Source organism: Pseudoalteromonas sp. KG3 (assembly GCF_030436385.1).
In the GTDB taxonomy this organism is placed as follows: domain Bacteria; phylum Pseudomonadota; class Gammaproteobacteria; order Enterobacterales; family Alteromonadaceae; genus Pseudoalteromonas; species Pseudoalteromonas prydzensis.
In genome coordinates this window covers 792,000-816,965 of sequence record NZ_CP098524.1, presented here as the reverse complement: position 1 = coordinate 816,965, position 24,966 = coordinate 792,000, and the positions used below count along the sequence as shown (strand labels likewise).

Sequence of the window (24,966 nt, the reverse complement as noted above, 5' to 3'; positions counted from 1 at the left end):
AAATAAGTGAGCATAATTCTATTAAGCAAAGTAACACAATAACCTCAGTTTAATAGTTGTGCGCAAATTTATCTAGCTGTTAACTTTACTAATCAATGACCATCAAAGTGCGATATTCATCATAGGCAAACTGATCGGTCATACCGCTGATATAGTCTTGAATAAAGCGACAGCGATAATAAAATTCGTACGCGATTACATGATCTGGCTCAGCTTGCATCGCATCGATAGCATGCAGATAGGTATTTAAATGTTTTTTTGATAGCTTTTGCAGCAAACGGGTTTCAATTAAAAAACGGCTATCACCCTTGAGCACTCGTTTAAAATTATCGTGGCTGAGTTGGAGTAGGGGCTTATAGCAATCCAGTAACCCCGTAATAATACGATACCCCTGTAACTCTAATTTACCCACTTCTTTGTGAGAGAATACATACTCATACGCCACTTGTTTTAAAGTGCTGGTAATGGCGTGTAGGTGACTACGATCTTCCAATAAAGCTTGGTTAAAATCGCCATGATATACCGCCTCTATATTATCTATAAACCGTTTTGCAGCATAATTAACTAACGGATGAAGCAAGCTTACCCGTAAATAAATGAAAAATTCACTGTTGAAATTATACGACTGTAATTTAGCTTTTTCTAAAGCGTAATTAACTGCTTTATCAACCACATGCTGATGCTCAACAGCATCAATAGTATAGTTAATGAGTACTTTTTTATAACGTAGTTTAAGTTTATCGCAAAGTAGCTCAACGCTAATAATGCCTTTTTCCACGGCATCTTCAATATCCGCTAAACAATAGGAAATATCATCCGCAGCTTCCATAATGTAACTGGCCGGGTGACGACATTGTGGATCTATTTCAAGCTCTTTTTGCAATCGCTCTACAAAGCTTTTTTCGCTGTAATAAAAACCGACTTTTTTCATCAGATAATCTTTATCACGGGGTATATCTTCTTTAGCCATACTGGCCGGACGCGTGTATTTTAAAATAGCCGCGCTTTGGCTATAAGTTAAATTCAGTGAGAGTAACGAATGAATGATGCGAATACCTTGTGCGTTACCTTCAAAATTACTGATATCTTGTGCTAAATGCTTAAAGATCACCCCAATACCGGTATGTGGATCACTACAACGTGCAGGAGTCAGTGCCGATAAGTTTGCGTTAAACCATTGATTAATTGCCGCTTCACCAAAATGACCAAAGGGCGGATTGCCTATATCGTGCATCAAACAGGCCATTTCTACGAGGCTTTCCAGTGGTCGCTCCAGCCCAGTCAACCCATATTCCGCCTGCTGTTTGGCGGTCAAATTAGCAAAAATACGCTGAACAATAAAACGTCCAACTTGTTGTACTTCTAATGAATGAGTCAGTCGTGAACGCACTGCGGCATTGCGCTCAAGTGGGAATACTTGGGTTTTTTGTTGTAAGCGACGAATTGCCGCACTGTTGATAATACGCCCACGATCGCTTTCAAGCGCGGTTTGTAAATTAGGGGTCGAACGCTGCTCACGCGCTGAGGTGATTTTTTTACTAAAGTCGATCATGGCAGTTCCTTTTTATTGTAAATTTAATCTAACAGCTTGTATCATGAATGAGAATGGATAATTAACTTTTAAAATAAAGCCATATACCCAAACCACCTCAAGATGCGAGTTTCAGTTGGAATTAAAAGCGATTTAGGCAAGGCATTGATTGCAAGTAATAGTAGTTCTATTGTTAAAATCAATAACGCAGTATAAATCGCTTTTAAACCAACCCTTTGGGCGTTCCACAGGCACTTACTCTCAGCGTTGTTCCTTCTTAAAAGGGACGGCCATTCTTGCAAAGTAACGCCTTGATATTAAGCCCCTGTGAAACGCTGAATTCTGCATCTTGAGGAGGTTTAGGTATATATGTCACAAATGCATATTACACTGCACTCTGTCACTTTTTTAACTCAACATTGCTTTAACCAAGGTGGTTTCCAAATGAAGTTTTTGGTTTTTTCAGTTCTATTATTTTGCTTTGTCAGTAATGCACATGCATTACAAAACCCAAATAACACGGTCGTGCTTATTTCGCTGGATGGCTTTCGCTGGGATTACATTGAAAAACACGGCGCCCCTCATTTAGCTGCTATCGCTAAATCAGGTGTTCGAGCGAATAAAATGCAGCCAGTGTATCCAACTAAAACCTTTCCTAATCATTTATCTATCATTACCGGTTTGTTACCTATTAACCACGGAGTAGTGGATAATCGCTTTTGCGACAGCAAACGCAACGACTGCTATAGCATGGGTAAAGGTAGGGACGACAGCACTTGGTTTAGTGGCATTCCACTTTGGAACCTCGCGACTATGCAAGGGCTAAAATCAGCAAGCTATTTTTGGCCCGAATCAGATGCCCGCTTTAATGGTATGACACCTGATTATTACTATCACTATTCAAAACACAGTGATTACCAAAACCGTATAGAGCAAATTATCCAATGGCTAAAACTCCCTGCACCACAGCGCCCACAATTAGTCATTAGCTATTTTTCATTGGTTGATAGTATGGGGCATAAATACGGGCCAGATGCTGAGCAGACAAAACAAGCGGTGCAGCAAGTCGATGCCTTAATGGGGCAATTACAACAGCGCCTAGCAGCCCTTGAGCAAGATGTTAACTTGGTTATTGTCTCTGACCATGGCATGAGCACCGTTGCGCCAAACCAAAGCATTGCCATCAGTAGCTTACCCAAAGATGATAAATTTATGGTTAAAAATACCGGCCCACGCGTGCTAATTTATGCCGATGAAAACACCACAGCAGCTGATATCAGCGCTTATAAAGAACGCTTAAACAAAGCGGCGAAAGGCCGTTACATAGTCCTAACTGATAGCCAGCGAGCGCAGTATCATTATCAAAATAATGGCCGTACCGGCGATATTATTTTACAAACCACAGCACCAAAAACCTTCGCCGATACTGGCAAAGTTAACTATTTAGGTACCCATGGCTACGCGTACAGCGATGATATGGCGGCAACCTTTATTGCTAATGGCCCCGCATTTAAACAAGGCATTACCCTTGATAAAGTCAATAACCTCGATATTTATCCTATGGTTGCTAAAGTATTAGGGATTGAGGTGTTGAGTAAAATTGACAGTGATGGGGCTACACTTTGGCCGGCCTTAAATAACTAACCTGAGCTCAGGACAAGCTATCTTTAGCGCCAGTAAAAAGAGCGCAACTGCGCTCAAAAGGGAAAACAATATACTAAAAATAACGCTTACTTAAAGTTAGCAATACTGTTTTTAGTCTCGTTAACTGTGCGCCAAGCAAACGACTCACCAGCTACACCATAAGGAAGGCCATTCACGCTCCAACTTGGATTAGAAAAATAATCGTATTGTGTGGCGCTACCAAATACATGCGGATACGCCATTATACTGGCGAATTGATTTTGCACACCATGGCCCATACCATCTACATATACACCACCTGAGGTGTCACCTTGTTTACGTGAATGTAGTAAGCCTTGATTGTGACCCAGCTCATGCACAAACGTTGTCGCCCCACAATCTACTGCTGTAATACTATACATACTGTTACTTGACGAGCTGTATAAACTACCGTTACTGCCATTACCAACCCACGCAATACCGCAGGAAATTAGATTACTGCCCGCACTTTGACCAGTACCAAGCACAGCGACCATATCTGCCCCCCAACTATCACGTAAACCTTGAATATAACTGCTATTAGTTACTGAGTTTAACCAACTGCTCGAAGGTGTAATAGCATGGTTGCCTAAGTTTTCGCTACCGACTAAACGTAACGTAATATCAACCCCATTTTGGCTATATACTTGGTTACTAAAGGCAATGTACTGGTTGATTTTAGTGTTAATGTTGGTGGTGGCAGCTGCCGCTTGATCGGTATATAAAATCGCAATATCAATGGTCGCCGCTTGGCTAGTTGCAGTCATACCTAACGCACAAAATGCAGCTAAAGTGGTTAGTCGTTTGTTCATCTTATTTCCTTGTTAGTTGTGTTTTATTGGCTTAAAAATTACGCATGATGAATTTTTATAAGCTATTAGCCTCAGCTTTTGGAGCAAAAGGATCATCTCCATCACTGGGCTGAGCGGCGGGTTGATTGGTTACTTGGTGTTCAATATGGTTTTTATAGAGGTCGCGCTTAGCCGCTAACCAGCCATATTGCCCTTTACTTTCAAACACGTAATTACCACTGGGGGCAGTAAACTGGCCATATACAGCATCTTTTCCGATAGTCAGCACTGTGGTATGAAAACGTCCATCAGCGCCAATAACGCTGCCAAATACACTTTTATCGCCATTACTGGCGGCAATCACATTAGTCACTTCGGCGCTAAAAGTTTCAGCCGTCTGCGGGATCGCTAAATCAAAGCTATCACCTTGTTTAAGCTTTCTTAGTGCAGCTAAGTCAAATTCAACATAGGCTTCATTTTTTAAATCAGTCGGTAATACACCCGCAGCTTTTAGCACCTGCTTCGCGTTGTCTGATAAGCGGTTAATGGCATCAAAGTCGCTATCAGTTTGCAGCGTATCTGCAGCGCTGGTCACAACGTCCTTAGACAATGATTCGCTAGGCAAAGGTTTAGCTATCGGTGCAGCAACTACAGCAACATTTTTTTCATTCATTGGTGTAAACACAGGTGTTTTTACCTCTTCATGAATAGCGTATTCATAGATAAAAAACAGACTGAGTGGAACAATGATAATAAATGCAATAGCTTTCTTCATTTGTTTCCCATTAAGATCCAAAGGTTAATTTCGCGTTAACCATAAATCGAAACAAAAAAAATCGCAAGCACAAAATTGTTACCGATAATAAAAACAATAAAATAAAATATCTTCATACTAATCTGTATGTTAAAAATAATTTAGATCGTGATAGTGGAATGGTTAATTTGAACTGTCTAAACAACTGAGTGGAAAATTAACAATAAAATATCATATTTTCCTTTTATAGGTCTTTCTATCTATTTGCATTTATACACTTTTATAAACGTATAAATGCAACCTTATTAAAAAATAAATTATCGTGACGATAATCAGTTTAAAATCTGTGAAGCAAACTCAAATCCTGATTTTGAAGGCTTAGATGAAAGCACTGATACTGTCACTGAATTGCCAACGCCAAAAGCGATTTTAAGCGCTGTCACTAAGTAAAATTGAGGCACTAAATCCATCACTATCACTGTGTAAATTAAGTTGCAGTTGGTGACGGGAGCAGATTGCCTGCACTGTTGCCAACCCTAAACCAAAGCCTTCATGTTGGCGAGCTGGATCGGCACGGTAAAAACGTTTCGTCAGCTGAGTAAGCTGTTCTTGACTCACCCCCTTACCACTATCACTGATAGTGATAGTACGAGGATCGCTATAAATAACGATACTAGCGCCAATCCCTGCATATTTAATTGCGTTATCTAGCAAGTTAAACACGGCTTGGAACAGTAGATTTTTATCCCCTTGCAGGTGCATAGAACCATGGCAATCAAAAGTTATTGTTTGTTGCTGTTGCTCAGCACTTGGTTGTAACATTTCAATGAGATCTGCAAGTAATAACTGGCAGTCGACTTGCTGCATAGCCAATGGAAACTTACCATGCTCTAAACGAGTTAGTTTTAGCATGGCATCAAATGTATTAATAATGATATCAAGTTGTTCGATATCAACACCAATCTGAGGATAACGCTGAGCTTGTTGCTCCAAGTTTAGCCGTAAACGCGTAAGCGGGGTTTTAAGGTCATGGGCAATGTTATCAGTGATCCCTTGCACTAAAGCAAAGTTCTCTTCTACTGCATCCAGCATGGTATTGATATGCGCCCCTAATCGGTCAAATTCATCGCCTTTTTGATGGTGCTCAATACGCGCCGATAAATCACCATTTTGTACTTGCTCTGCCGTATTATTGAAGTAATGCACGCGACGTAAATGTCGTCGTGCAAAAATATAACCAAACACGCCTGTTAATATCAAACTAATTAAGCATGCCCAGATAGCAATGGTTTTAAACTCAACGATCAATCGTTGTAAATGTTCAGTTGCCGTGGCAAGCACTATATCACCATGTTGAGTACGTACTATGCCTGTCGTTAATAAACGAATTTGCCCGCGTTGTGCGTCTAATACAGGAAAAACCACCGTCCGTGGCAAAGTGGGTATATCCTCTGGTAAAAAGCTTAATTGCTGACTTTGCTCACCTTCACTTTGCCAAAATATAAGTAAATCGCCTTCGCTGCGAAATACCTCCAGTTGCGCAAAAAAACTATTTGCTGAAAATTCACTGGCAAGGCCTTCGATCCTTACTTGCTCAGCAGCCAAACGTCGTTCAACTTGGCGACTTTGCTCACCTAATAAAAGTTGGTAAATTAGCACAACCGTCAATGCCAGCATCACCGCCATAATAACAGCAAAGCCCAGCGTTAAACGCCACACCGAACTATTACGCGGATCAAATTGACGCCAAATGGAATCGTTAATCGGCATAATTTTGCTCTTTAGCAAGGCGATAGCCCACCCCGCGAATGGTTTCAATATGAACTCCGGCATCGAATTGCTGTAACTTTTTACGTAGCCGTGCAATGTGAACATCAATAACGTTGGTGCCAGGATCAAAATGGTACTCCCATACAGCTTCAAACAATAGTGTACGGGTGACGAGCTTACCTTGATGTTCTAATAAAAAGCGTAATAACTTAAATTCTTTTGGTTGTAAGCTCAGTGCTTGTCCAGCGACTTCAGCTTTGTGATTGGCGTAATCTACCTGTAAGTTTGCTAAACGAAGAATAGTATTAAGCGGTGGATGAGCAACTTGGCGTTTAATCAGGTTTTCTGCGCGAATAGCCAGCTCTGAAAATGCAAAAGGTTTTACAAGGTAATCATCACCACCGGCTTTTAGCCCAGTAACACGATCATCAACTTTATCAAGCGCGGATAAAATCAATACTGGTGTCGTTTTTCCTGTCGCTCGTAAAGCTGCGAGTACTTGCAGACCATCAAGTTTCGGTAACATCCGATCCAGAATAATAATGTCATATTCTTCACAGGTACTCAGCAATAAACCTTGTTGCCCATCCGCTGCAGTATCAACCGTATAGCCTTGTTCACTAAACGCTTTATAGAGAAAATCACGATTTTGCTTGTCGTCTTCGATCAGCAGTAATTTCATTAGTCAGTTCAACTTAGTTTAATCAATAGACAAAATAGCCGCTTAGTTACCCCAACGCAGCAAAGGCAGATCTTTGCCCGTTGCCAAATCAATGGCTTTTTTATGCCGTCCTTGTGCTGTGATAAAGGTGGCCACCATGTAGGTCACGCCCATATCTTGTTCAAGCTGGGCTTCAATAAGGTATTGATGAGCAGGATCATGCATTTTGCTTAATAAACCTTGCATGGTATAACCCTTATGACGCATTAACTCTGCCGCGGCAATTTCTTCTTGTTCATCAAGCTCTGGGGCGTTGTACTCAAGTTCAATCAAGCTGCCGTTTTGATCTACTAATAACTCAATAAAGCGTGCGCTACTAGCTTGATATAATGTGACCTCATACGTGGTATTGCCTTTTTCAAACTCAAGTTCAAACTCCACAATCACGGTTTTATTACTGTATTCGTTCTCAATTTTTTGTAATATGGCGCTCGGCGTTGGTGCGTTTGCTTGATGCAGCTTTGCAAAAATAGCGGAGCTGGCAGCAATACTCATTGAGGTGACAAACAATAAGCTAACTAGCAATAATTTTTTCATGTGCTTACCTCAAAGCACAGCCGTTATTAGCAACGGCTGTGGCATTTTCAATTAATCGTCAAGTCGACATGCTGTAACTTGATCCTCTGCAACCCATTGGCATTCAAGTTCAACATACTGGTCAAGGTATTGATCGAGTGAATTATCCTCACTTACATAACCCCATAAGCTAGCTTGCATGTTTTGATCTGCACTGACAAAACCAGTTAGATTAAGCGGCTCATTGCCATCCATTAGCTCAACTTCGCTAACGGTTTGTTTATCATCGGCGATAATCCCCTCAAGTTCAAGCCATCGGCCTTCTATGTTATTTAACGTTAAGCCATCATCAAATACGGTTTGGTTATTGAGTATAAATTCAATACCATTGATTGTCGCAACGCCCTGTGTATAAGTCACTAACCCTGTAACTGAAAAAGCGCTGTTGCTGTTCACAACATCATTTGCTGATCCAAACTCAATCTCTTGCGCTACAAACCTGTTATTTGCTTGCTGCCATAGGGCATCAATCTCAACAAACCGTCCAATCGCTAGATCAGCTACCGTTCCATCATCATAACGCGTTTGCGCATTTAAACTGACTTGCCATTGGCCATTAATAGTCATTAAGGTTGAATCATTGTTTAGCCACGTAACTTGCCCAGCTAACTGGCTATCCGTGTCATCATCAAAACTACTGTGTTGCTTGGCATCAACTTCGTTTGCCAACAACTGTTGGCCATTCATAAAACCTTCAACTTCAACGAATTGTCCATTAACAAGAGGCCCATCCACATCTGCTTGTTGATAATTAATCAGAATATTCCCTAACGAGAATGTCCTTTGTTGGGTATTAAGTGCAGAGATTACCCCTTCGACTTCAAGCTCAGTTTGGGGATCGCTGATTGGCTGCTGGTAGGTCACTGTTAACCTGTTGTAAGCACTGTTATAACCACTTACTTCAACTAAATCACCATCCTTTACCATACTGCTATCAAATCCTGTTAATCTCACACCAGCAATATTAATAACGTTACCTTGAACCTGCACTGGGCCTTTAAAATTAGGATCGTAATCAATTTCCGTCGCGTGGCTGCCATTGGTTTCTACTTCAACCATCATGCCTTTTTTCAAGTCACTCAATGAGCCATCTACACCATCAATCTCCACCTCGGCATTACTTGCCGGGATCTCATGCTGATTTACTGTAATTGTTGTTGCTGTAGTGGCGGTTAGCTCACCAATTAGTACGCTTGGTAACTTAGTAAGCTCATTGCTCTGTGAATTACTACTGCCACAAGCAGTTAATGCGAGTGTCAGTGCTGATAATGAAATAATCTGAGTGATTTTTTTGTGCTGGCTGTGCATAACTAACTCCAAATTTAGTCGGCTGAATAAGCTGTTTATGCCAAGCACTATAACCGGCTATAAATATCGGCAAGGTGGAGAGAACATTAAATTTTGTTAATGTTTACTTAAGCGAGTAATACCTTAGTCAAAAATAGCTTACTGCGACTAGCATCACTGCAATATTTATGTATAACTAGAGCGATAAGACTTATCGCTTTAGGAATTTCATGCAACTTTCAAATCAGCTATTAAATCGCTTAACCGCAGGCTTAGTCGCTGTGATCATTGGTTTTACCAGCTCAATCGCTCTTATTTATCAAGTCGTTATTGTACTCGGTGGCACTGCTGACTTAGTTGCCAGCTGGGTACTGATGTTAGGGCTTGCGATGGGAGTTACCTCAATTGGTTTATCGTATTATTATAAAATTCCTATTTTAATTGCATGGTCAACAAGCGGCGCCGCTTTACTGATCACCAGTGCCCAAGGCTATAGTTTAAACCAAGCGGTGGGCGCATTTATGTTTAGCGCCTTATTAGTGTTTATTTCCGGTATTACTGGCTGGTTTGCAAAAATAATGGAGCGTATTCCCAGCCAAATTGCCTGCGCTATGCTAGCGGGTGTGCTGGTGACATTTGGCATTGATGTATTTAACTTTATGAGTGAAAAACCGTTACTCATCGGGGTCATGGTATTGGTCTATTTGATCTGTAAACGACTCATGCCACGTTTTACTATGCTCATGGTGCTAATTGCAGGCTTTGTGATGGCGGGCGTCACAGGGCAAATTGATACCAGCAACTGGCAATGGAAAATGAGTGAGTTTGCGTTTATTAGCCCTGAATTTAATTTACAAGCAATGATTAGCGTGGGTATTCCACTTTATATTGTCACTATGACCTCACAGAACTTACCCGGTATTGCGGTGTTAAAAGCCCATAACTACCCTGCACCTGTTTCTGCGGCGCTCAACGTGACTGGCCTTACTAATATTTTGATCGCCCCCTTTGGTGGCTATGCCATTAATTTAGCAGCTATTACTGCGGCAATTTGCATGAGTGAAGATGCCGACAGCGACCCTAAAAAGCGTTACTGGGCAAGTATCGCGGGCGGTGGCTTTTATATCCTGATGGCGATTGGAGCAGCGACTCTAGTGGGTTTAGTGGCAAGTTTGCCGCAAGCGCTAATTTTAGCTCTCGCTGGTATCGCCTTATTTACCACCATTGCCTCGAGCTTACAGCAAGCGTTGTCAGACAGTTATTATACGGAAGCGGCGATGATCACCTTTTTAGTGACGGCTTCTGATCTTACTCTGTTCTCTGTTGGCTCTGCATTTTGGGGCATACTCGCAGGCGGGCTGACTTTATGGCTGATCCCACGAAAATAACACTCGTAATAAACCAGCTTTGCGCATCGTTGAGTAGCCATTGTGCTAATTAGTGGTTTATGAACTCACGCCACAGTGATCATTATTTAAACACACTTAGTATAACAAGATAATAACCGCCCTAGTGCATAAGGAACTGACTAAGGCGGTTATTATTCAACTATTCAAAAGTATGGTGACGCGTCACACTAAACCGATTAAGAATATGGTGCATAATATACACCGCACATAAGCTAACTATGATTGCCACAGAAACCGATGAAAATCGATACAGCGCACTGTAAATCAAGTCTTGTCCAGGCCCAAGTGACTGACCAAATAAAATTCCAAAGGTGGTTATGATACCAAAACCAACACCTGGGATCCCGCCGCCGATAATATGATAACGGCTAAATATAAAGGTCAAAATCCACAATATCAGCGCTGGAAAAAGCAAAATGTCAGTGTGGTTATATAAAAATAACTGCGACACCAACGCTAAGTTACAGCCAATTAGAGTGCCGATTGCTCGTTGCCAGCCAGCCATACCAGCCGCTTTCCAACACAACGGAAACAAAATTAAAATCGAGGCTGCTTGCGCTGATATTGAGTCTTGCAAATCAAACACCTGAAACAGTACAAATGACAGCGTCGCAACAGTTGCACATAACAGTACTTCATGGCGAATGCTCTCTTTTGCTTTAGTTGGCATTACGCGAGCTTGGCGCGGGGCAACATCAGGAAACATAAAGTGCATTAATACCGCGGTCAGTACCGTGACTACAACCGCTAAACCATTGCTTATAATTAGCGGATAAATACTGGTGCCATTGCCGACATAACTGGCAAAGTGCAATTGAATAGATAAACTCACCACACTCAAAGCACCAAATAAAAAGTTAGATCCACGGCTCATTTGATAAAATAAAAACGTAAATGCTAAAAAGCTCAACATGGTCATAATCACAGGTAAATGCGAAAACAACCCTTGCACAATCAACACAAATAATGCGCTAAATGCGGCACTGGCAAAAAACTGACGAATAATATGCGCATTTAAAATCGGCACTAAACCAAGTAACAACATAGGATAAACGGTAAAGAAAATCCCATTAGGCCAATTCATTAACTTACACAAACTAAAGCCTAGGGCACTGCCACCGGCGATACGAAGTGCTTGACGAAGGCCATTTTTATCAAGGACATATGGTGCTGACATGACGTCCCCTTAATAAATAAAATGCAGTAAGCTGATCAAACGAATTTGTGCACTGGCACACCATTGGCCTATTGTAGATTCAGGTAATAATTGCACTGTAGCCCGTGCCCCACTGGGTAACTTACTCAGTAATTGCGGCTGCTCTAAATTAATATGAATACGTTGACGCTGCGCATCCCTCACCCAACGATTGCTATTTTCGGTGCTGCTAAGTAAACCATTCGCACTAAGTTGACCATCACTTACACCCGCTTCAAATGAGCCAATATTGGCGTCAAAAACCTGCCCAGGAAGTGCATCAAATGTGACTTTAGCTCGGCTACCTAAGGCAAAATTTGCTAATGATTTTTCACGAAAATCAGCCACTAAATCGGCTTTGTTTGCCACAATGGCTAACAGTGGCTGGCCTTTACTAGCAAAAGTCCCCGTGCTAACTTGCAAGTTTGCTACTTTACCATCGGTATCTGCAGTGACTGTGCTGTACGATAAATTAAGCTCCGCTTGGGCCAATTGATTCCGCGCATGACGCAGCGCAAGGTTGTCATCTCCTAATTGACCTCGTGCTAATTTTGCCTCGGTTAATTGCGCCTCGATCGCCGCCACATTTGCTTTGCTCGATTGAAAATTAGCACTGATGGTTTCATATTCTTGCTCTGATATAGAGCGTTTTTTCAATAAGGATTCACTGCGATCAAATAACAACGTTTGCTCATGTAATTTGGCATTACCCGCAGCCAGCTGTGCTTCGATCGCCTTAACACTGCTATCTAAGCGCTGGTTTTGTAACTGCGCATCGGCAAAAGCCAGTTGTGCTTGCTCAACCGCTAATTGAAATGGTGCCGCTTCAATTAAAAATAATCTCTCGCCTTTGTTTACCGCTTGATTATTGTTCACCAACACTTGATTAACACGGCCACTAACTTGCGGCGTTACTTGTACAACCGGGTGATAAACTCGCGCTTGTGGCGTCACCGGTAAATACATATCAGCCACTACAAAATAGGCAAATAATAAGATAAACCCAACTAATGATATTTTTACATAGCGGGCAAATTTTTGATCTGGTGTCATTCTTTATTTCTCTTGGCTTAAAAGTGTTAAACAACGGCGCGCATTCTCTTCCATTTGTACTAGTCCATACGCCATCGTATCTAATTGCGCTGTGGTCAGTCCCGCATACAGTTGCTGCTTAACATCGACGATCAACACTTTAAGTGTACTCAGCAATTGCTGACCTTGCTCAGTAAAATAAATTTTTCTACTGCGTTTATCGTCCTCATCTACGCGTCGAGTAATTAGCTGTTGCTGCTCAAGCTGTTTAACCGTGCGAGTTAGTGAAGGCATTTCAATCCCTAAACTGTGGGCTAACTGTTGTTGCGTTGCCCCCTCTGACAGATGGTTTATGTGGATCATCGCAATCCAACGCGATTGTGTTAAACCTAATGGCTCAACTGCTGCAGTGATCGCTTCTCGGCACAAACGATGTACGCGGCCCATATTGCCGCATAGGGTTAAATCTAACGTTTCATGAAAAGGCATTGGTGAAGTCATAACATATTCCATTTATTTAGCATGCTAACTAGTTTACAGTAGTTAGCATGCTAAGTAAATATTGCGTTTATGTACTTACTTTCCAAAAGGGGCCGTTCTAAGCAGGCATGTAATATATAATAATTTGATTTAAATAAATTTTTCTTGGATTTTTAATAGCCAGCAAGCTGGCCATTAAGTAGCGAATTTAAAAATTAAGTAGGTTAGCAGGAGAGTATTGATCAGTCAGAATTTTAGTGTCACTTGGCCAGTCTTGATTATTTTTGGTGGACTGCATACCTTTACTAATCGCTTTAATATCCACATCATAAGGGGACAATAACGGACGTAATTTTTTTACACGCTCAGTAATACTTTGCTCTGTTGGCATGTTATCAAAGCCAGCCAAAATAATGCGGTTACTGTTTTTTTCAGTGATAACATTAATGAAGTCACCAAATACAGCATGATAAGTTGCCGATTCATGTTCATACAGCTTACTTGATGAAAACGTATTAGCGGCCACAATACCATTAGGCGAGAGCACGCTTTTTACTTCCTCAAAAAACTCTTTCGTCAGTAAGTGCTCTGGGATGTAATCACCATTAAAGGCATCGAGAATAATCCAATCATATTGCTGCTGCTTAAGTGCGGCGCGTTTTATAAAAATACGCCCATCTTGAACTTTTGAAGTCACTTTATCAGTTTCTTTAAAATCAAAATAATCACGCGCGACCTTGATCACCGCAGGGTCTATTTCAACATTTTCAATGTTAGCAGCAGGGTATAGCTCATGGATCATATTTGATAAAGAGCCACCGCCAAGGCCTATAATCAGTACATTTTGCGGATTATCTATCATCAACAAACTGGCAAAGGTAAGCTTAGTATAGTTAAACACTAACTTTTGAGGCTTGCTTTTATACATGCAGCTTTGGCTACTGCTACGGGTTTTTTCGTCAAACTTTAAACAACGTAAATCACCGTTTTCTTCCACCAAAATATTACGATAAAGCGAACGCTCTTGGTGAATAACGTCAGCGTAAGCACTAAAAGCCGTTAACAATAAGACAGCCATAACCCACTTAAACATGTTTACTCTCCTTGTTAGTTAATTGATTGACTACAATCGCCAGCAAACCTAGGAACCCCAAGGTAGTGGCGAAGCCTAAAATAATGGTATTCACATCAAACGCGAGCACCATATAAAACGAGGTAATAATAGTGCCGAGCGCACTGCCTAAGGTGCTGACAAAATATAAACCACCCGCAACTTGGCCGCTGTGTTCGCTATCGGTCACTAATAAACGTACTGAATAAGGAGAGATCATGCCAAGGATGATCGTTGGAATAAAAAATAACGCGGTAGAAGCTAGCAATGAGCCATAGCGGCTATCTTCAATGTGAGTAAAAATAAACGCCATTATCGGCTCTGCAAACAATGCAATGGGCACCACCATAACACTCGCCAATAAAAATATTAAGCCGTATTTAGTTAACGAAGGGCGTTTAATTGATAACTTACCACCAAGCAGATAGCCAAACGATAAACTAAGCATAAACACCGTAATAATACTGCCCCAAATATGCACACTACTGCCAAAAAATGGCGCTAAAATTCGCCCACCTAACAGTTCAATACCCATGATACTAAAGCCGCTGCTAAAGGCTAAAAAATAAATTAATGCGTTGGTTTTATTTACCTAAATTCGGATAATAAGTGCAATTTCTCAGATTAGATGGCCAGCTGTTATAATTCGGCCATTTTCTCGCCAAAGGAAATTGCTTTAATGAAATATAAACAGCTGACACAAGAAGAAAGATACCAGATTTACGCGTTAATAAAAGCAGGAAATAACCAAAAGCAGATAGCTGAAGAACTAACTCGTTCACCGTCATCTATTTCTAGAGAGCTAAAACGCAATAAAGGACTTAAAGGCTATCGGCCTAACCAAGCCAATAACTTTGCTGAACAAAGACGTAAGTCATCTTTCAAAGCAAGTAAGTTAACAGAGGACGTCACTCACTGGATTAATAAATTGTTGCATGACGGACTTTCCCCTGAGCAAGTGGCAGGCCGCTTAGCTTTAGAGAAACAGGTCGTTTTACATCATGAAACAATTTATCAATATATTTACAGAGACAAGGCTCGTGGTGGCAAGCTACATAAGACACTCACTCGTGCATGTAAAAAGTATAAAAAACGCTATGGAAGCTATGATAAACGTGGACAGATAGTTAATCGAGTCAGCATTGATGAACGCCCAAGTATTGTGGATTCAAAGTCTAGGATTGGTGATTGGGAGGGCGATACAGTGATAGGTAAAGGGCGTAAAAATGCGCTTGTCACAATGGTTGAACGTAAAACGTTATATACAGTCGTTCACAGAATTGAAAGCAAGCATGCGAAAATAACAGCCGATGCGCTGATCACGTGTATGACACCATATAAAGGTAAGGTTATTACCGTGACGTTAGATAATGGAAAAGAGTTTGCTCACCATGAGCATGTTGCACAAAAATTAGAAGCTGATGTGTATTTCGCTCATCCCTATTCATCATGGGAGTGTAATGGTCAACAAATTCTGTAGAGATTCTAAGCGGCATTTTTTAATTCATTATATTTCTGATGTGGCGTCATATAATTAAGCGTAGAATGCCTACGTTTGTAATTGTAAAACTGAATATAATTGTCCACCTCACTTATAACTGAATGATGATTTATAAATGACAGGCGATTCAGTCGCTCTGTTTTTAAACTTCTAAAAAATCGCTCCATTACTGCATTATCCCAACAATTACCTCGACGACTCATACTTTGCGTTATAGTTAGTTGTGATAACCGAGCTCTAAACGAGGCCGCAGAATACTGACACCCCTGATCGGAATGAAACATCAGTTGATTAAGAACCGGCTGTTGACGCTTAATAGCATTATTCAATGCTGCTATAGCCAATTCAGCATTTGGGCTTGTTGATAAGGCATACCCTACAACTTCCCTCGTTGATAAGTCTAACACACAGGCCAAGTAGCTCCACCCTTGATGGTTCCTGATATAGGTAATATCACCGACCCAATGCGTGTTATGTGAATCAGGGTTAAACTCTCGTTTTAAGAGGTTCTGTGCGTACTTATGTTCATCACCTGAGTTAGGGTAGTAATGTTTTTTCTTCGGCCTGATGGCTTTTATATTCAACTTTTTCATCAGTGCCGCTGTTTTATATATTCCAATCGTATGATTTAACGCATTCAGTTCAACGTTCACTCTGCGTCTACCATACGTATAACCAGAATCGTCAGCGATAGATTTAATTAACTCCAGCAGTGCCTGCTCTGACTTATTTGGCGCGACGGGCGCATAGTAATAACTACTTGTACTGACTTCTAAAGCACGACACAACTCAGATACCGTATAGCTTGGGGTCGCTTTCTTCAACGCTTTAATTACTTTAAATTTTGATTGTCGCGAATGAAGAAAGCGGTGGCTTTTTTTAATATATCATTATCCCTTAAAGCTCGCTGTAGCTGCTTCTCTAGCAATTGAATACGTTGCTGTTCTGGTGTGAGTGCTTGTACATTTCCCGGGCTCTTACCATCTAGCTCAGATAGATATTGTTGCTTCCAACGTGATACTGCTGACTTTCCTGCGCCAGACATCTCTTCAATTTGCTTATTGGTATAACCTTCTTCTACCATTAATTTGGCATATTCAAGTTTTTGTTGTGCACTGAGTGTTACTTTTGATTTTCTGGTCATAGTGATACCTTTTGGGTTTAGCTCATTTTACGCTATAAACCTGTCCAGTTTCATTAGACCATTACAGAGCGGGGCATAAATGAGAATACCAACGGCTTACTTAGACGCTTCTTCCCCAAGGGAACTGACTTTATGGCGCTAAGTGAAGCAGAGATACAGGCGGCAGTTGATAAGCTCAACCATCGGCCAAGAAAAACAAGAGGGTATAAAACCCCTCATGAATTATTTACGGGGCAATCAGAAGTTCTGGTGGCTGCATAATGATTGCACTTAATACTTGAATTCAAGTTAACATTCATTTTAGTTCTTATTATTTTAAGTAAACTCATCTTATCGTGATGAATAAAAACTGGCCAGCTTTTATACTGTAAAGGGCATTTACAGATTGTGTGATGTACGATTGTAAAAATAAAAATCCCGATTAGCATTGATGCATAACCGGGATTTGGTAGATTTGTTAAATGGCATTTAACAAGGATCTAGTGCTTTGCTGCGTGAGTAGAACCACCATGTAATGACGCTGCAAACAGCATAAAAAACAATAAAAGCAATCAGCGCCGCTGAAACACTACCTGTCATACTAATAGACGAACCGTATGCTTTCGGGATAAAGAATCCACCATAGGCTGCAAAAGCTGAAATAAATCCAATAACTGCTGCCGATTCTTTATTGCCCTGCTTGATTGCTTCATCGGTATCACCAAGTTCACGTTTACGTTGGTTTAAGAAAATCACTGGGACCATTCTGAAGGTCGAGCCATTGCCAATACCAGTTGCAATAAACAGCAATATAAATGCACCAAAGAAGCCCCAAAAGTCCCCCTCAGAGCCGGCCTCAGGTAAGAAATACATGACGCCAACAACACCGATAATCATCAGTAGGAAGTTCCAAAAAGTAACTCTTGCGCCACCTAATTTATCAGCAACAATGCCACCAACGGGACGCGTCAATGCGCCAACTAACGGCCCAAGGAAGGCATAAGCGGTAGGGTCAACTTGCGGAAATAGCATACCTGATAACAAAGGAAAACCTGCCGCAAAACCGATAAAACTACCAAAAGTGCCTAGATAGAGAATACACATGATCCAGTTATGAGGGCGCTTGAAAATAATGGCTTGATCACTAAATGAGGCTTTTGCTGATGAAATATCATTCATTCCAAACCAAGCAGCTACGGAAGCGATGATAATAAATGGGATCCACAGGAAAGCTGCATTTTGCAACCACACTTGCTGGCCTGCATTCGCGCCCTCTTGAATAACCAGAGGATCACCTCCCATACCACCAAAAGCACTCGCAGCGATGATCAAAGGTGCCAATAATTGCATACCCGAAACACCTAAGTTACCAAGGCCTGCATTCATTCCTAATGCACCACCTTTCTCTTTTTGCGGATAAAAGAAGCTAATGTTAGACATGCTTGATGAGAAGTTACCACCACCAAAACCACATAATAATGCAAGGATCAACATCACCATATAAGATGTATTAGTATCTTGCACTGCGAAACCAATCCAAATACACGGCAATAATAGTGATGCTGTTGAGATTGCCGTCCAGCGGCGGCCACCGAATATCGGCACCATAAAGCTGTAGAATATTCTAAAAGTAGCACCAGATAACGCAGGTAAGGCTGCTAACCAAAACAATTCATTGGAACTATAAGGGAAACCAAGGCTAGGCATTTTAACCACTAAAATACTCCAGATGGTCCACACCGCAAATGCTAAGAATAAACACGGAATCGAAATCCAAAGATTACGTGTTGCAATGCGCTTACCTTTTGCATCCCAAAAGCTTTTATCTTCAGGACGCCAATCATCCAATACCATTGAGTTCGGAGTAGAAAATTCAGGTAAATCTCGCTCTTGTCTGTCTTCGCGGTATTCAACTCGTTCAGCCTTCACAATAGCAAAGTGCATCCACGCAAGCGCAGTGACAGAAATCACAAATAACAACATAAAGCTACTTTGCCACACACCTATAACATCATTAAGCATACCGAACGTTAAAGGTAGTAAGAATCCACCAATACCGCCGATCATACCAACAACACCACCGACTGCTCCGACATTTTTAGGATAATAAACAGGAATATGTTTGAAGACAGCGGCTTTACCTAAGGACATGAAAAAGCCTAAGGCAAAAGTAAGAAAGACAAATCCAGCCAAGGTTATTTCTAAATGGAAGTTATAAGTTTGGTGCACACCTTTAACTGCATATTCTGTACTTGGATAACTGAGTAAGAAAGTACAAATAACTGATGCTATAAATGTCCAATACATCACTTTACGAGCGCCGTATTTATCAGACATCCAACCGCCTAAAATACGAAACAATGAAGCTGGGATTGTATATAATGCCGCGATCATACCGGCGGTTTTTATATCAAGATCGTACACCCCGATAAGGTAATGTGGCAGCCATAAGGCGAGTGACACAAAAGCACCAAACACAAAAAAGTAATAAAGTGAGAAGCGCCAAACGCGAATATCGCCCAGCGGGGATAACTGCTCCCAAAAACCTTGTTGTTGTAGCTGTTTACGGTTTTCTTTTAATGGATCTTCTTTTGCAAGAACCAGAAACATAGCCCCAGCAATAGCTAATACGGTGGCATATATTTGTGCGGTCCCTTGCCAACCTAAGGCAATTAATAAAAACGGTGCACAAAAATTGGTAATAGCGGAGCCAACATTACCAGCACCGAAAATGCCCAATGCTGTACCCTGTTTTTCTTTTGCATCACTAAACCAAGCGGCAGTATAAGTAACACCAACAATAAATGAGCCACCGGCAAGGCCAATCCCCAGTGCAGCTATTAGCAACATAATGTAGCTATTAGCAAATGTGAGTAAATATACGCACACTGCGGTTAGCAGCATCAAAATACCCAACACTTTACGGCCGCCATAGCGGTCAGTCCAAATACCTAAGAATAGTCGACTAATAGAACCCGTTAATATCGGTGTTGCCATCAATAAACCTAATTGAGTATCCGTTAAGTTAAAATCAACCTTTATTTGAATACCGATGATTGAAAATATGGTCCAAACCGCAAAACACAGCGTGAATGCCAATGTTGAAGCAACAAGTGCCCGGTTGCGTTGACCACCTGTAACAGACAGGGGTTTATTCATGAAAGACCTCCAGTTAGATCTATTAAATCAGATAGGCAAACTTTACTATTATGCGTAATAAAATGCTTTACTATCAGGAGGCTATAAATTACGAAAACACCTAGATAATGCCACTTTAAGGGTAGTGTTTATGGCTGTGAAAAGCCTTGTAAAGGGGAGGGGTCTACCAATTAATGAGTAATTATTTGCAGTTAAAAAACAATAGTAACAACGAAGAGGTAATAGCTTGTTTGCGAAGCAAAATGAGTCGATTTTCCAGTAAAGACAAGATATATTGCAAAGAGATACGTTGATAATTAAGTAGTAACCACGATGCAAATCACAGACAGACAAAAAGAAGATCAGTTAACTCCTATCTTACGTCAAGCTTTTAGACCGCTGTTTTTATTGGGGGCAGGCTTTAGTGCATTAGCTATTTTGTTGTGGGGTTTAACACTCGCTGGAAAAATCAGCTTACCGGTGTATGGCAATAGTATATTTTGGCACAGTCATGAAATGTTATTTGGCTTTGTGGTTGCTATTGTATTGGGGTTTTTACTTACCGCCGTGCAAAACTGGACTGGACTTAGAGCACCCCATGGTAACACCTTATTGATCTTGTGTGTTTTATGGGCAGCAGCGAGACTTTGCTTTTTGTTTGGTAGTCAACTGCCTTGGTGGTTAGTTGTTGCAGTTGATATCAGTCTTTTACCTGTTGCCGCTTTTTTATTTGGACGCATGGTATTGAAGGTAAAGCAAACTCGAAATTTATTCTTTATACCAATTTTATTGTTACTGACTGTTTGTAACTTGCAAATGCATTATGGTTTACATTTTCAACACTATAATATGCAACTGCTGGGTGCTTATAATACGGTATTTTTGGTAACTATATTAATGGCAATTATTGGCGGGCGAGTGATGCCAATGTTTACTGCCAATGGCACCATGACCGCTAAAGTGCAGCCTATTTTATGGCTAGAGCGTATCGCGCTAATGAGTTTATGGTTTATTTTTGTCGTTCACTTTTTGAATCTTCATATTCATTTACCTAACTCGGTTATGGCATTTTTATTTGCTGTTGCTGCATTAGCGGCTGGTATTCGAGGAGCGCGGTGGAAAATATGGGTCACTTGGCGGGTTCCTTTATTATGGTCACTGCATATCGCTTACTGGTTTATTCCGATTGGTATGGCGTTATTTGCACTGCATTATGCCGGATTTCAATTGACCCAAAGTATTGCTATGCACGCACTAACAGTGGGCGCTATGGGCGGTATGATCCTCAGTATGATAGCTCGTGTATCTTTGGGGCACAGTGGTCGTCCACTTCAGCCTAAATTAATTATGTCGGGTGCTTTTTTATTGGTTATTTTAGCTGTGTTAATGCGCGTACTCTTAACTTGGTTAGTTCCCGAGATGACCAGTCAATGGCTTATGTTTAGCACATTAACTTGGGTTTTGGCTTATGGTATTTATGTGGTTGTTTATTTTAATGTATTAACTACACCACGTGCAGACGGTAACCCAGGTTAAGTTAGGAGATAATATTTAGCTGCTGGCTGGGCACATAAAATGAGTCAGCAGTTAAAGCATAAGTTATCATGAGGGGCTTTTATTATCGTTAGTTACAAAACTAGGGCGTGTTACTAACCAACCGCTGACAATTATTAATATGCCAGCAACTCCTCCTTTTAACCAATATGGCAATTGCGGAAAAAACCACCATAACGCGCCATAGCCAGTTGCTATCATTGTTAAAGCGATTATTTTAGAGCGAGGCTTGATCACTTTATTATCACGCCAGGCTTTTATGTCTGCTCCATATTTAGGGTGATTTATTAAGTAGCTCTCAAGTTGTGGCCAACCTTTATTAGCAGCCCATAGAGCAGCAATTAGAAACGGAACCGTTGGCATAACAGGTAAAACTATACCGATAATTGCTAATAATATAAACAGTAATGCGAGTATGCGCCAAAACAAGGTCCTCAGCAAAGCAGTCATTATTTCATCCCGAGTCGATCTGCCATTTTGTGTAAATTGCTAGCGTCTAATTGCAAATCTTTAGCAGCTTTGCTCCAGCGATTATTATGACGACTTAATGCGGCGGTGATCATTTTTCGTTGTGTATAGTTCACCGCTTCTTTCATTGAAATATGGCGTGTAGTTAACGCATTGACAACGTCAGTCTCATTGATTGTTGCAGCATTGGAAAGTGGTAATTGTACATCTAAATCTAACATTTGCGGTTCAATCGTTGCGATATCTGTTTTCTCAACGCCATGACTAAGCAGTTTTATTGCGGCACGGCTTATTGCATGCTCTAATTCACGCACATTACCTGGCCACTGATATTGTTGTATGGCGAGTTCTGACTCTGGCGATAAACGCAGTGCGCGAAGCCCTAAACGAGTCCGGTTAAGCTCAAGAAAGTAACCTGCCAAAATAGAGATATCTTCATCGCGTTCACGCAGTGGTGGGATTAGTAAGGGATATACTGACAGACGGTGATATAAATCAGCCCTGAAGGTTTCATTACCAACCTGTTGACGCAAGTTACGGTTAGTTGCTGTGATTAATCGTACATCCACTTTACGGTATTTGTCTGAACCTAGTCGTTGAATTTCACCATTTTGTAATACACGAAGCAGTTTAGCCTGTATGGATAAAGGTAATTCTCCTACCTCATCTAAAAACAAAGTACCGCCATGAGCAGCTTCAAAACGTCCAGCACGGTCTCCAGTTGCACCGGAAAAGGCGCCTTTTACATGGCCAAAAAGCTCACTTTCAGCGAGTGACTCAGGTAACGCTGCACAGTTAACATAAATAAGCGCTTTATCGCTGCGCTGGGATAACAAATGCAATTGGCGAGCAAACAGCTCTTTACCGACACCGGTTTCACCTAGTAATAGCACTGGTAAATCGGCACTTGCAACGACTCGCAACTCTTTCAATACATCGTTAATGACTTTACTTTGGCCTATAATTTCTGAGTCATTGCCTTCGCATCTTCCCGCTTGAGGTATAACATGTTGCTGCCCTTGTCGTAATGCTCTGACATTTTGTTCTAACTGGCCAATACGAATAGCGGTTTCAACAAATAAACTGAACGTCTGTAACTCAAGTATTGCATCGTCGCTAAAGGTTCCAGGCTGTAGTGCATCTAATGTCAGTACGCCCCAGCATTTATTTTCTAAATACAGGCTAATCCCCATACAGTCATGAACTGCTAGCGCGTTACCTGGTTTCTCGAAAAGAAGACCATCATAGGGATCGGGTAATGAAGAGTCATATGCAAATCTGATAGCGCTACGCGAAGCCAATAAAGAGGCTAATCGTGGATGTTGAGTGACCATGAAACGACGGCCAAGCGCTTCTTTAACCAGTCCTTGCATAGCTATCGGTTGAAGTGCGTCATTATCTAATTTCAGTAACACCACTGCACCGCAATGAAAATGACGGCGCAATGTGTTAACTACATTTTGCAAACGAATTGCTGCAGGCTGCTCGGTGAGCATATCTGCTAAAAGGCTTTCTTGTAACATGGTTAAATTGACTTTATGGGTTAAAAATACCCTTAATTAATTGGGTTGATAGTACCTTGTCACCTTGCAGAGTCAATAATCACAAGGGGGTAGAACTTGGCTTAGTTGTTGCAGTTAGCAACAACAGTAAAAGTATTAACCGTGACATAACGATGGTTAGTTTGAAGTTAGTTAATAGGAGTTACCTTATGAATAATTTAAACGAACGTGTACACCTTGCTGAACAGCAATGGCGAGATGCGTCTCCCCAAGAATTGATAGAACACATTTACACACGCTTTCATCAGCGCCATCGCGAGCAACTACCTGAATTAAAACATTTAGCGATGCGTGTTGAAGAGGCTCATAGTGATCACGAAAATGTCCCTACTGGTTTAGCTATCCACCTTGATAATATGCTGCAAGAGCTTGAAAGCCATATGATGAAGGAAGAACAAATTCTTTTTCCTATGTTATCGCAAGGCATTTATCCTAGCGGCCCTATTTCAGTTATGGAAGAAGAGCACCAGCAACATGAAAATGAAATTAACAAAATAAATGAGCTGACCAACAATTTAAACTTACCTGAGGGCGTTTGCGGTACGTGGAGATTACTCTACAGTGGATTAAAAGAGTTACAAGACGATTTACATGAGCATATTCATTTAGAAAATAATGTATTGTTTGTTGAGCGAAAAACCGAGACACCAGCACATGGTAAAGATTTTTGCTGTGGTTCATGTCAGTAAATAGGCTGTGAATCTTTATGCATAACCATCTATTCACTATGTGGTTATGCAATATTTTTACTTGGTACCAAGAGTGAGTATATATACCTAGCGGTTTTTAAGTTTATTGAGTCCGCCATATTTTTGCAATAAACGACTGTGCTGTTGATTAATAAAGTTTATTGCTATTGGTAGTCGCTCAACTTCAAGGTTTTCCAGAGTTGACTTGATCAATAAGCCTAGTTCCGTTTCACCACTTATGTGCAAACGACGATTAAAGAACAACATATCTGGATCTGCTTCACCTGCGGCTAGCAAACTAAAATCATTAAATTTTCCAGTAAAGGTGACACTCTGTTGTGCTTGAGATTGCACAATAAAGCCCTGTTGATTGCGACTAATAAACCAGCAATGTTGTAAATCACTGATCTCAAGCTTGAGCCATTTTTTTTGTAAGTAATCAAGCTGGCCATTGGCTAACTCGTCTCTAAAGATGCGATTGAGTAATTGCGTTAAGCTAGTATTCGTAAGGGAGCTAGGTAATAGCTTTAAAAGGTGAGCGGCACAGCGGGGTATATTGCTAACAACTGTTGTTATTGCCTGTTCCTTATACTTATTGAAATACATGATCAT

22 protein-coding genes and 1 pseudogene are annotated in these 24,966 nt (G+C 41.0%); 6 read left to right on the top strand and 17 right to left on the bottom strand.

The genetic code is table 11. The features are described 5' to 3' along the window. Positions 1-88 precede the first annotated feature (88 nt). Positions 89-1,552: a dGTPase gene (gene dgt, locus NDQ71_RS22090; protein ID WP_192540169.1), complete on the bottom strand. Its 1,464-nt coding sequence runs from the start codon at positions 1,550-1,552 to the stop codon at positions 89-91. 423 nt (positions 1,553-1,975) lie between these two features. On the opposite strand from dgt, the gene NDQ71_RS22085 reads away from it, so the two are divergent. Continuing rightward, the gene (locus tag NDQ71_RS22085) at positions 1,976-3,175 is read left to right on the top strand and encodes an ectonucleotide pyrophosphatase/phosphodiesterase (protein ID WP_192540237.1); all 1,200 of its coding nucleotides are present in this window, start codon (positions 1,976-1,978) and stop codon (positions 3,173-3,175) included. 86 nt (positions 3,176-3,261) lie between these two features. Here the strand turns inward: NDQ71_RS22085 and NDQ71_RS22080 are convergent, their stop codons facing one another. The 6 genes from NDQ71_RS22080 to NDQ71_RS22055 form a co-directional block, all read right to left on the bottom strand. Continuing rightward, positions 3,262-4,005, bottom strand: a complete 744-nt coding sequence (locus NDQ71_RS22080; protein WP_192540168.1) for a zinc-dependent metalloprotease family protein — start codon at positions 4,003-4,005, stop codon at positions 3,262-3,264. A 55-nt stretch (positions 4,006-4,060) separates the two neighbouring features. Then, on the bottom strand, positions 4,061-4,759 hold the full coding sequence (locus NDQ71_RS22075; RefSeq protein ID WP_192540167.1) for a hypothetical protein: 699 nt from the start codon (positions 4,757-4,759) through the stop codon (positions 4,061-4,063). 408 nt (positions 4,760-5,167) lie between these two features. Then, complete coding sequence (locus NDQ71_RS22070) at positions 5,168-6,508, bottom strand: HAMP domain-containing sensor histidine kinase (RefSeq protein WP_301562753.1); 1,341 nt, start codon at positions 6,506-6,508, stop codon at positions 5,168-5,170. Further along, positions 6,498-7,190 carry a response regulator transcription factor gene (locus NDQ71_RS22065; protein ID WP_283708818.1) on the bottom strand — a complete coding sequence of 231 codons (693 nt, stop codon included), beginning with the start codon at positions 7,188-7,190 and terminating at the stop codon, positions 6,498-6,500. Before NDQ71_RS22065 ends, NDQ71_RS22070 begins: the two co-directional genes overlap by 11 nt. 42 nt (positions 7,191-7,232) lie before the next feature. Further along, on the bottom strand, positions 7,233-7,766 hold the full coding sequence (locus NDQ71_RS22060; RefSeq protein ID WP_301562752.1) for a hypothetical protein: 534 nt from the start codon (positions 7,764-7,766) through the stop codon (positions 7,233-7,235). Positions 7,767-7,817: 51 nt separating this feature from the next. Then, positions 7,818-9,113: a DUF5666 domain-containing protein gene (locus NDQ71_RS22055; protein WP_301562751.1), complete on the bottom strand. Its 1,296-nt coding sequence runs from the start codon at positions 9,111-9,113 to the stop codon at positions 7,818-7,820. 209 nt (positions 9,114-9,322) lie between these two features. On the opposite strand from NDQ71_RS22055, the gene NDQ71_RS22050 reads away from it, so the two are divergent. Next, positions 9,323-10,480 (top strand): benzoate/H(+) symporter BenE family transporter, encoded by a 1,158-nt coding sequence (locus NDQ71_RS22050; protein WP_301562750.1) that lies wholly within the window; start codon positions 9,323-9,325, stop codon positions 10,478-10,480. Positions 10,481-10,640: 160 nt separating this feature from the next. Here NDQ71_RS22050 and NDQ71_RS22045 read toward each other — a convergent pair whose 3' ends face one another. The 5 genes from NDQ71_RS22045 to NDQ71_RS22025 form a co-directional block, all read right to left on the bottom strand. Further along, positions 10,641-11,678, bottom strand: a complete 1,038-nt coding sequence (locus NDQ71_RS22045; protein ID WP_283708814.1) for a DUF2955 domain-containing protein — start codon at positions 11,676-11,678, stop codon at positions 10,641-10,643. A gap of 9 nt (positions 11,679-11,687) precedes the next feature. After that, a complete protein-coding gene (locus tag NDQ71_RS22040) occupies positions 11,688-12,749 on the bottom strand; it encodes an HlyD family secretion protein (RefSeq protein ID WP_283708813.1) in 1,062 nt (353 codons plus the stop codon). Between the two features lie 3 nt (positions 12,750-12,752). After that, a complete protein-coding gene (locus NDQ71_RS22035) occupies positions 12,753-13,229 on the bottom strand; it encodes a MarR family transcriptional regulator (protein ID WP_283708812.1) in 477 nt (158 codons plus the stop codon). Positions 13,230-13,416: 187 nt separating this feature from the next. Continuing rightward, positions 13,417-14,301, bottom strand: a complete 885-nt coding sequence (locus NDQ71_RS22030; RefSeq protein ID WP_283708811.1) for a spermidine synthase — start codon at positions 14,299-14,301, stop codon at positions 13,417-13,419. Continuing rightward, a complete protein-coding gene (locus NDQ71_RS22025) occupies positions 14,294-14,854 on the bottom strand; it encodes a fused MFS/spermidine synthase (protein ID WP_301562749.1) in 561 nt (186 codons plus the stop codon). Before NDQ71_RS22025 ends, NDQ71_RS22030 begins: the two co-directional genes overlap by 8 nt. A 144-nt stretch (positions 14,855-14,998) precedes the next feature. On the opposite strand from NDQ71_RS22025, the gene NDQ71_RS22020 reads away from it, so the two are divergent. Then, complete coding sequence (locus NDQ71_RS22020; protein ID WP_301562748.1) at positions 14,999-15,799, top strand: IS30 family transposase; 801 nt, start codon at positions 14,999-15,001, stop codon at positions 15,797-15,799. A gap of 5 nt (positions 15,800-15,804) precedes the next feature. On the opposite strand, the gene NDQ71_RS22015 is transcribed toward NDQ71_RS22020, so the two are convergent. After that, a protein-coding gene (locus NDQ71_RS22015; protein ID WP_086962489.1) for an IS3 family transposase occupies positions 15,805-16,964 on the bottom strand; the annotation gives its coding sequence in 2 pieces (ribosomal slippage) (positions 15,805-16,691 and positions 16,691-16,964; 1,161 coding nt in all). Between the two features lie 66 nt (positions 16,965-17,030). Here NDQ71_RS22015 and NDQ71_RS22010 point away from each other — a divergent pair. Continuing rightward, positions 17,031-17,225 (top strand): annotated as a pseudogene (locus NDQ71_RS22010) (transposase); the annotation flags it as partial. Positions 17,226-17,432: 207 nt separating this feature from the next. Here the strand turns inward: NDQ71_RS22010 and NDQ71_RS22005 are convergent. Next, the gene (locus tag NDQ71_RS22005) at positions 17,433-20,102 is read right to left on the bottom strand and encodes an MFS transporter (protein WP_301562747.1); all 2,670 of its coding nucleotides are present in this window, start codon (positions 20,100-20,102) and stop codon (positions 17,433-17,435) included. A gap of 312 nt (positions 20,103-20,414) precedes the next feature. On the opposite strand from NDQ71_RS22005, the gene NDQ71_RS22000 reads away from it, so the two are divergent. Further along, positions 20,415-21,617 (top strand): NnrS family protein, encoded by a 1,203-nt coding sequence (locus tag NDQ71_RS22000; RefSeq protein WP_301562746.1) that lies wholly within the window; start codon positions 20,415-20,417, stop codon positions 21,615-21,617. A 66-nt stretch (positions 21,618-21,683) separates the two neighbouring features. Here NDQ71_RS22000 and NDQ71_RS21995 read toward each other — a convergent pair whose 3' ends face one another. Both NDQ71_RS21995 and norR read right to left on the bottom strand, forming a co-directional pair. Beyond that, positions 21,684-22,085, bottom strand: a complete 402-nt coding sequence (locus NDQ71_RS21995) for a YbaN family protein (RefSeq protein ID WP_283708807.1) — start codon at positions 22,083-22,085, stop codon at positions 21,684-21,686. Continuing rightward, on the bottom strand, positions 22,085-23,626 hold the full coding sequence (gene norR / locus NDQ71_RS21990) for a nitric oxide reductase transcriptional regulator NorR (RefSeq protein WP_301562745.1): 1,542 nt from the start codon (positions 23,624-23,626) through the stop codon (positions 22,085-22,087). The genes NDQ71_RS21995 and norR overlap by 1 nt, the downstream gene beginning before the upstream one ends. A 188-nt stretch (positions 23,627-23,814) precedes the next feature. Here norR and NDQ71_RS21985 point away from each other — a divergent pair, with 188 nt between their 5' ends. Further along, positions 23,815-24,354 carry a hemerythrin domain-containing protein gene (locus tag NDQ71_RS21985; RefSeq protein WP_283708805.1) on the top strand — a complete coding sequence of 180 codons (540 nt, stop codon included), beginning with the start codon at positions 23,815-23,817 and terminating at the stop codon, positions 24,352-24,354. 87 nt (positions 24,355-24,441) lie between these two features. On the opposite strand, the gene NDQ71_RS21980 is transcribed toward NDQ71_RS21985, so the two are convergent. Next, positions 24,442-24,966, bottom strand: a complete 525-nt coding sequence (locus NDQ71_RS21980) for an SCP2 domain-containing protein (protein WP_257324120.1) — start codon at positions 24,964-24,966, stop codon at positions 24,442-24,444.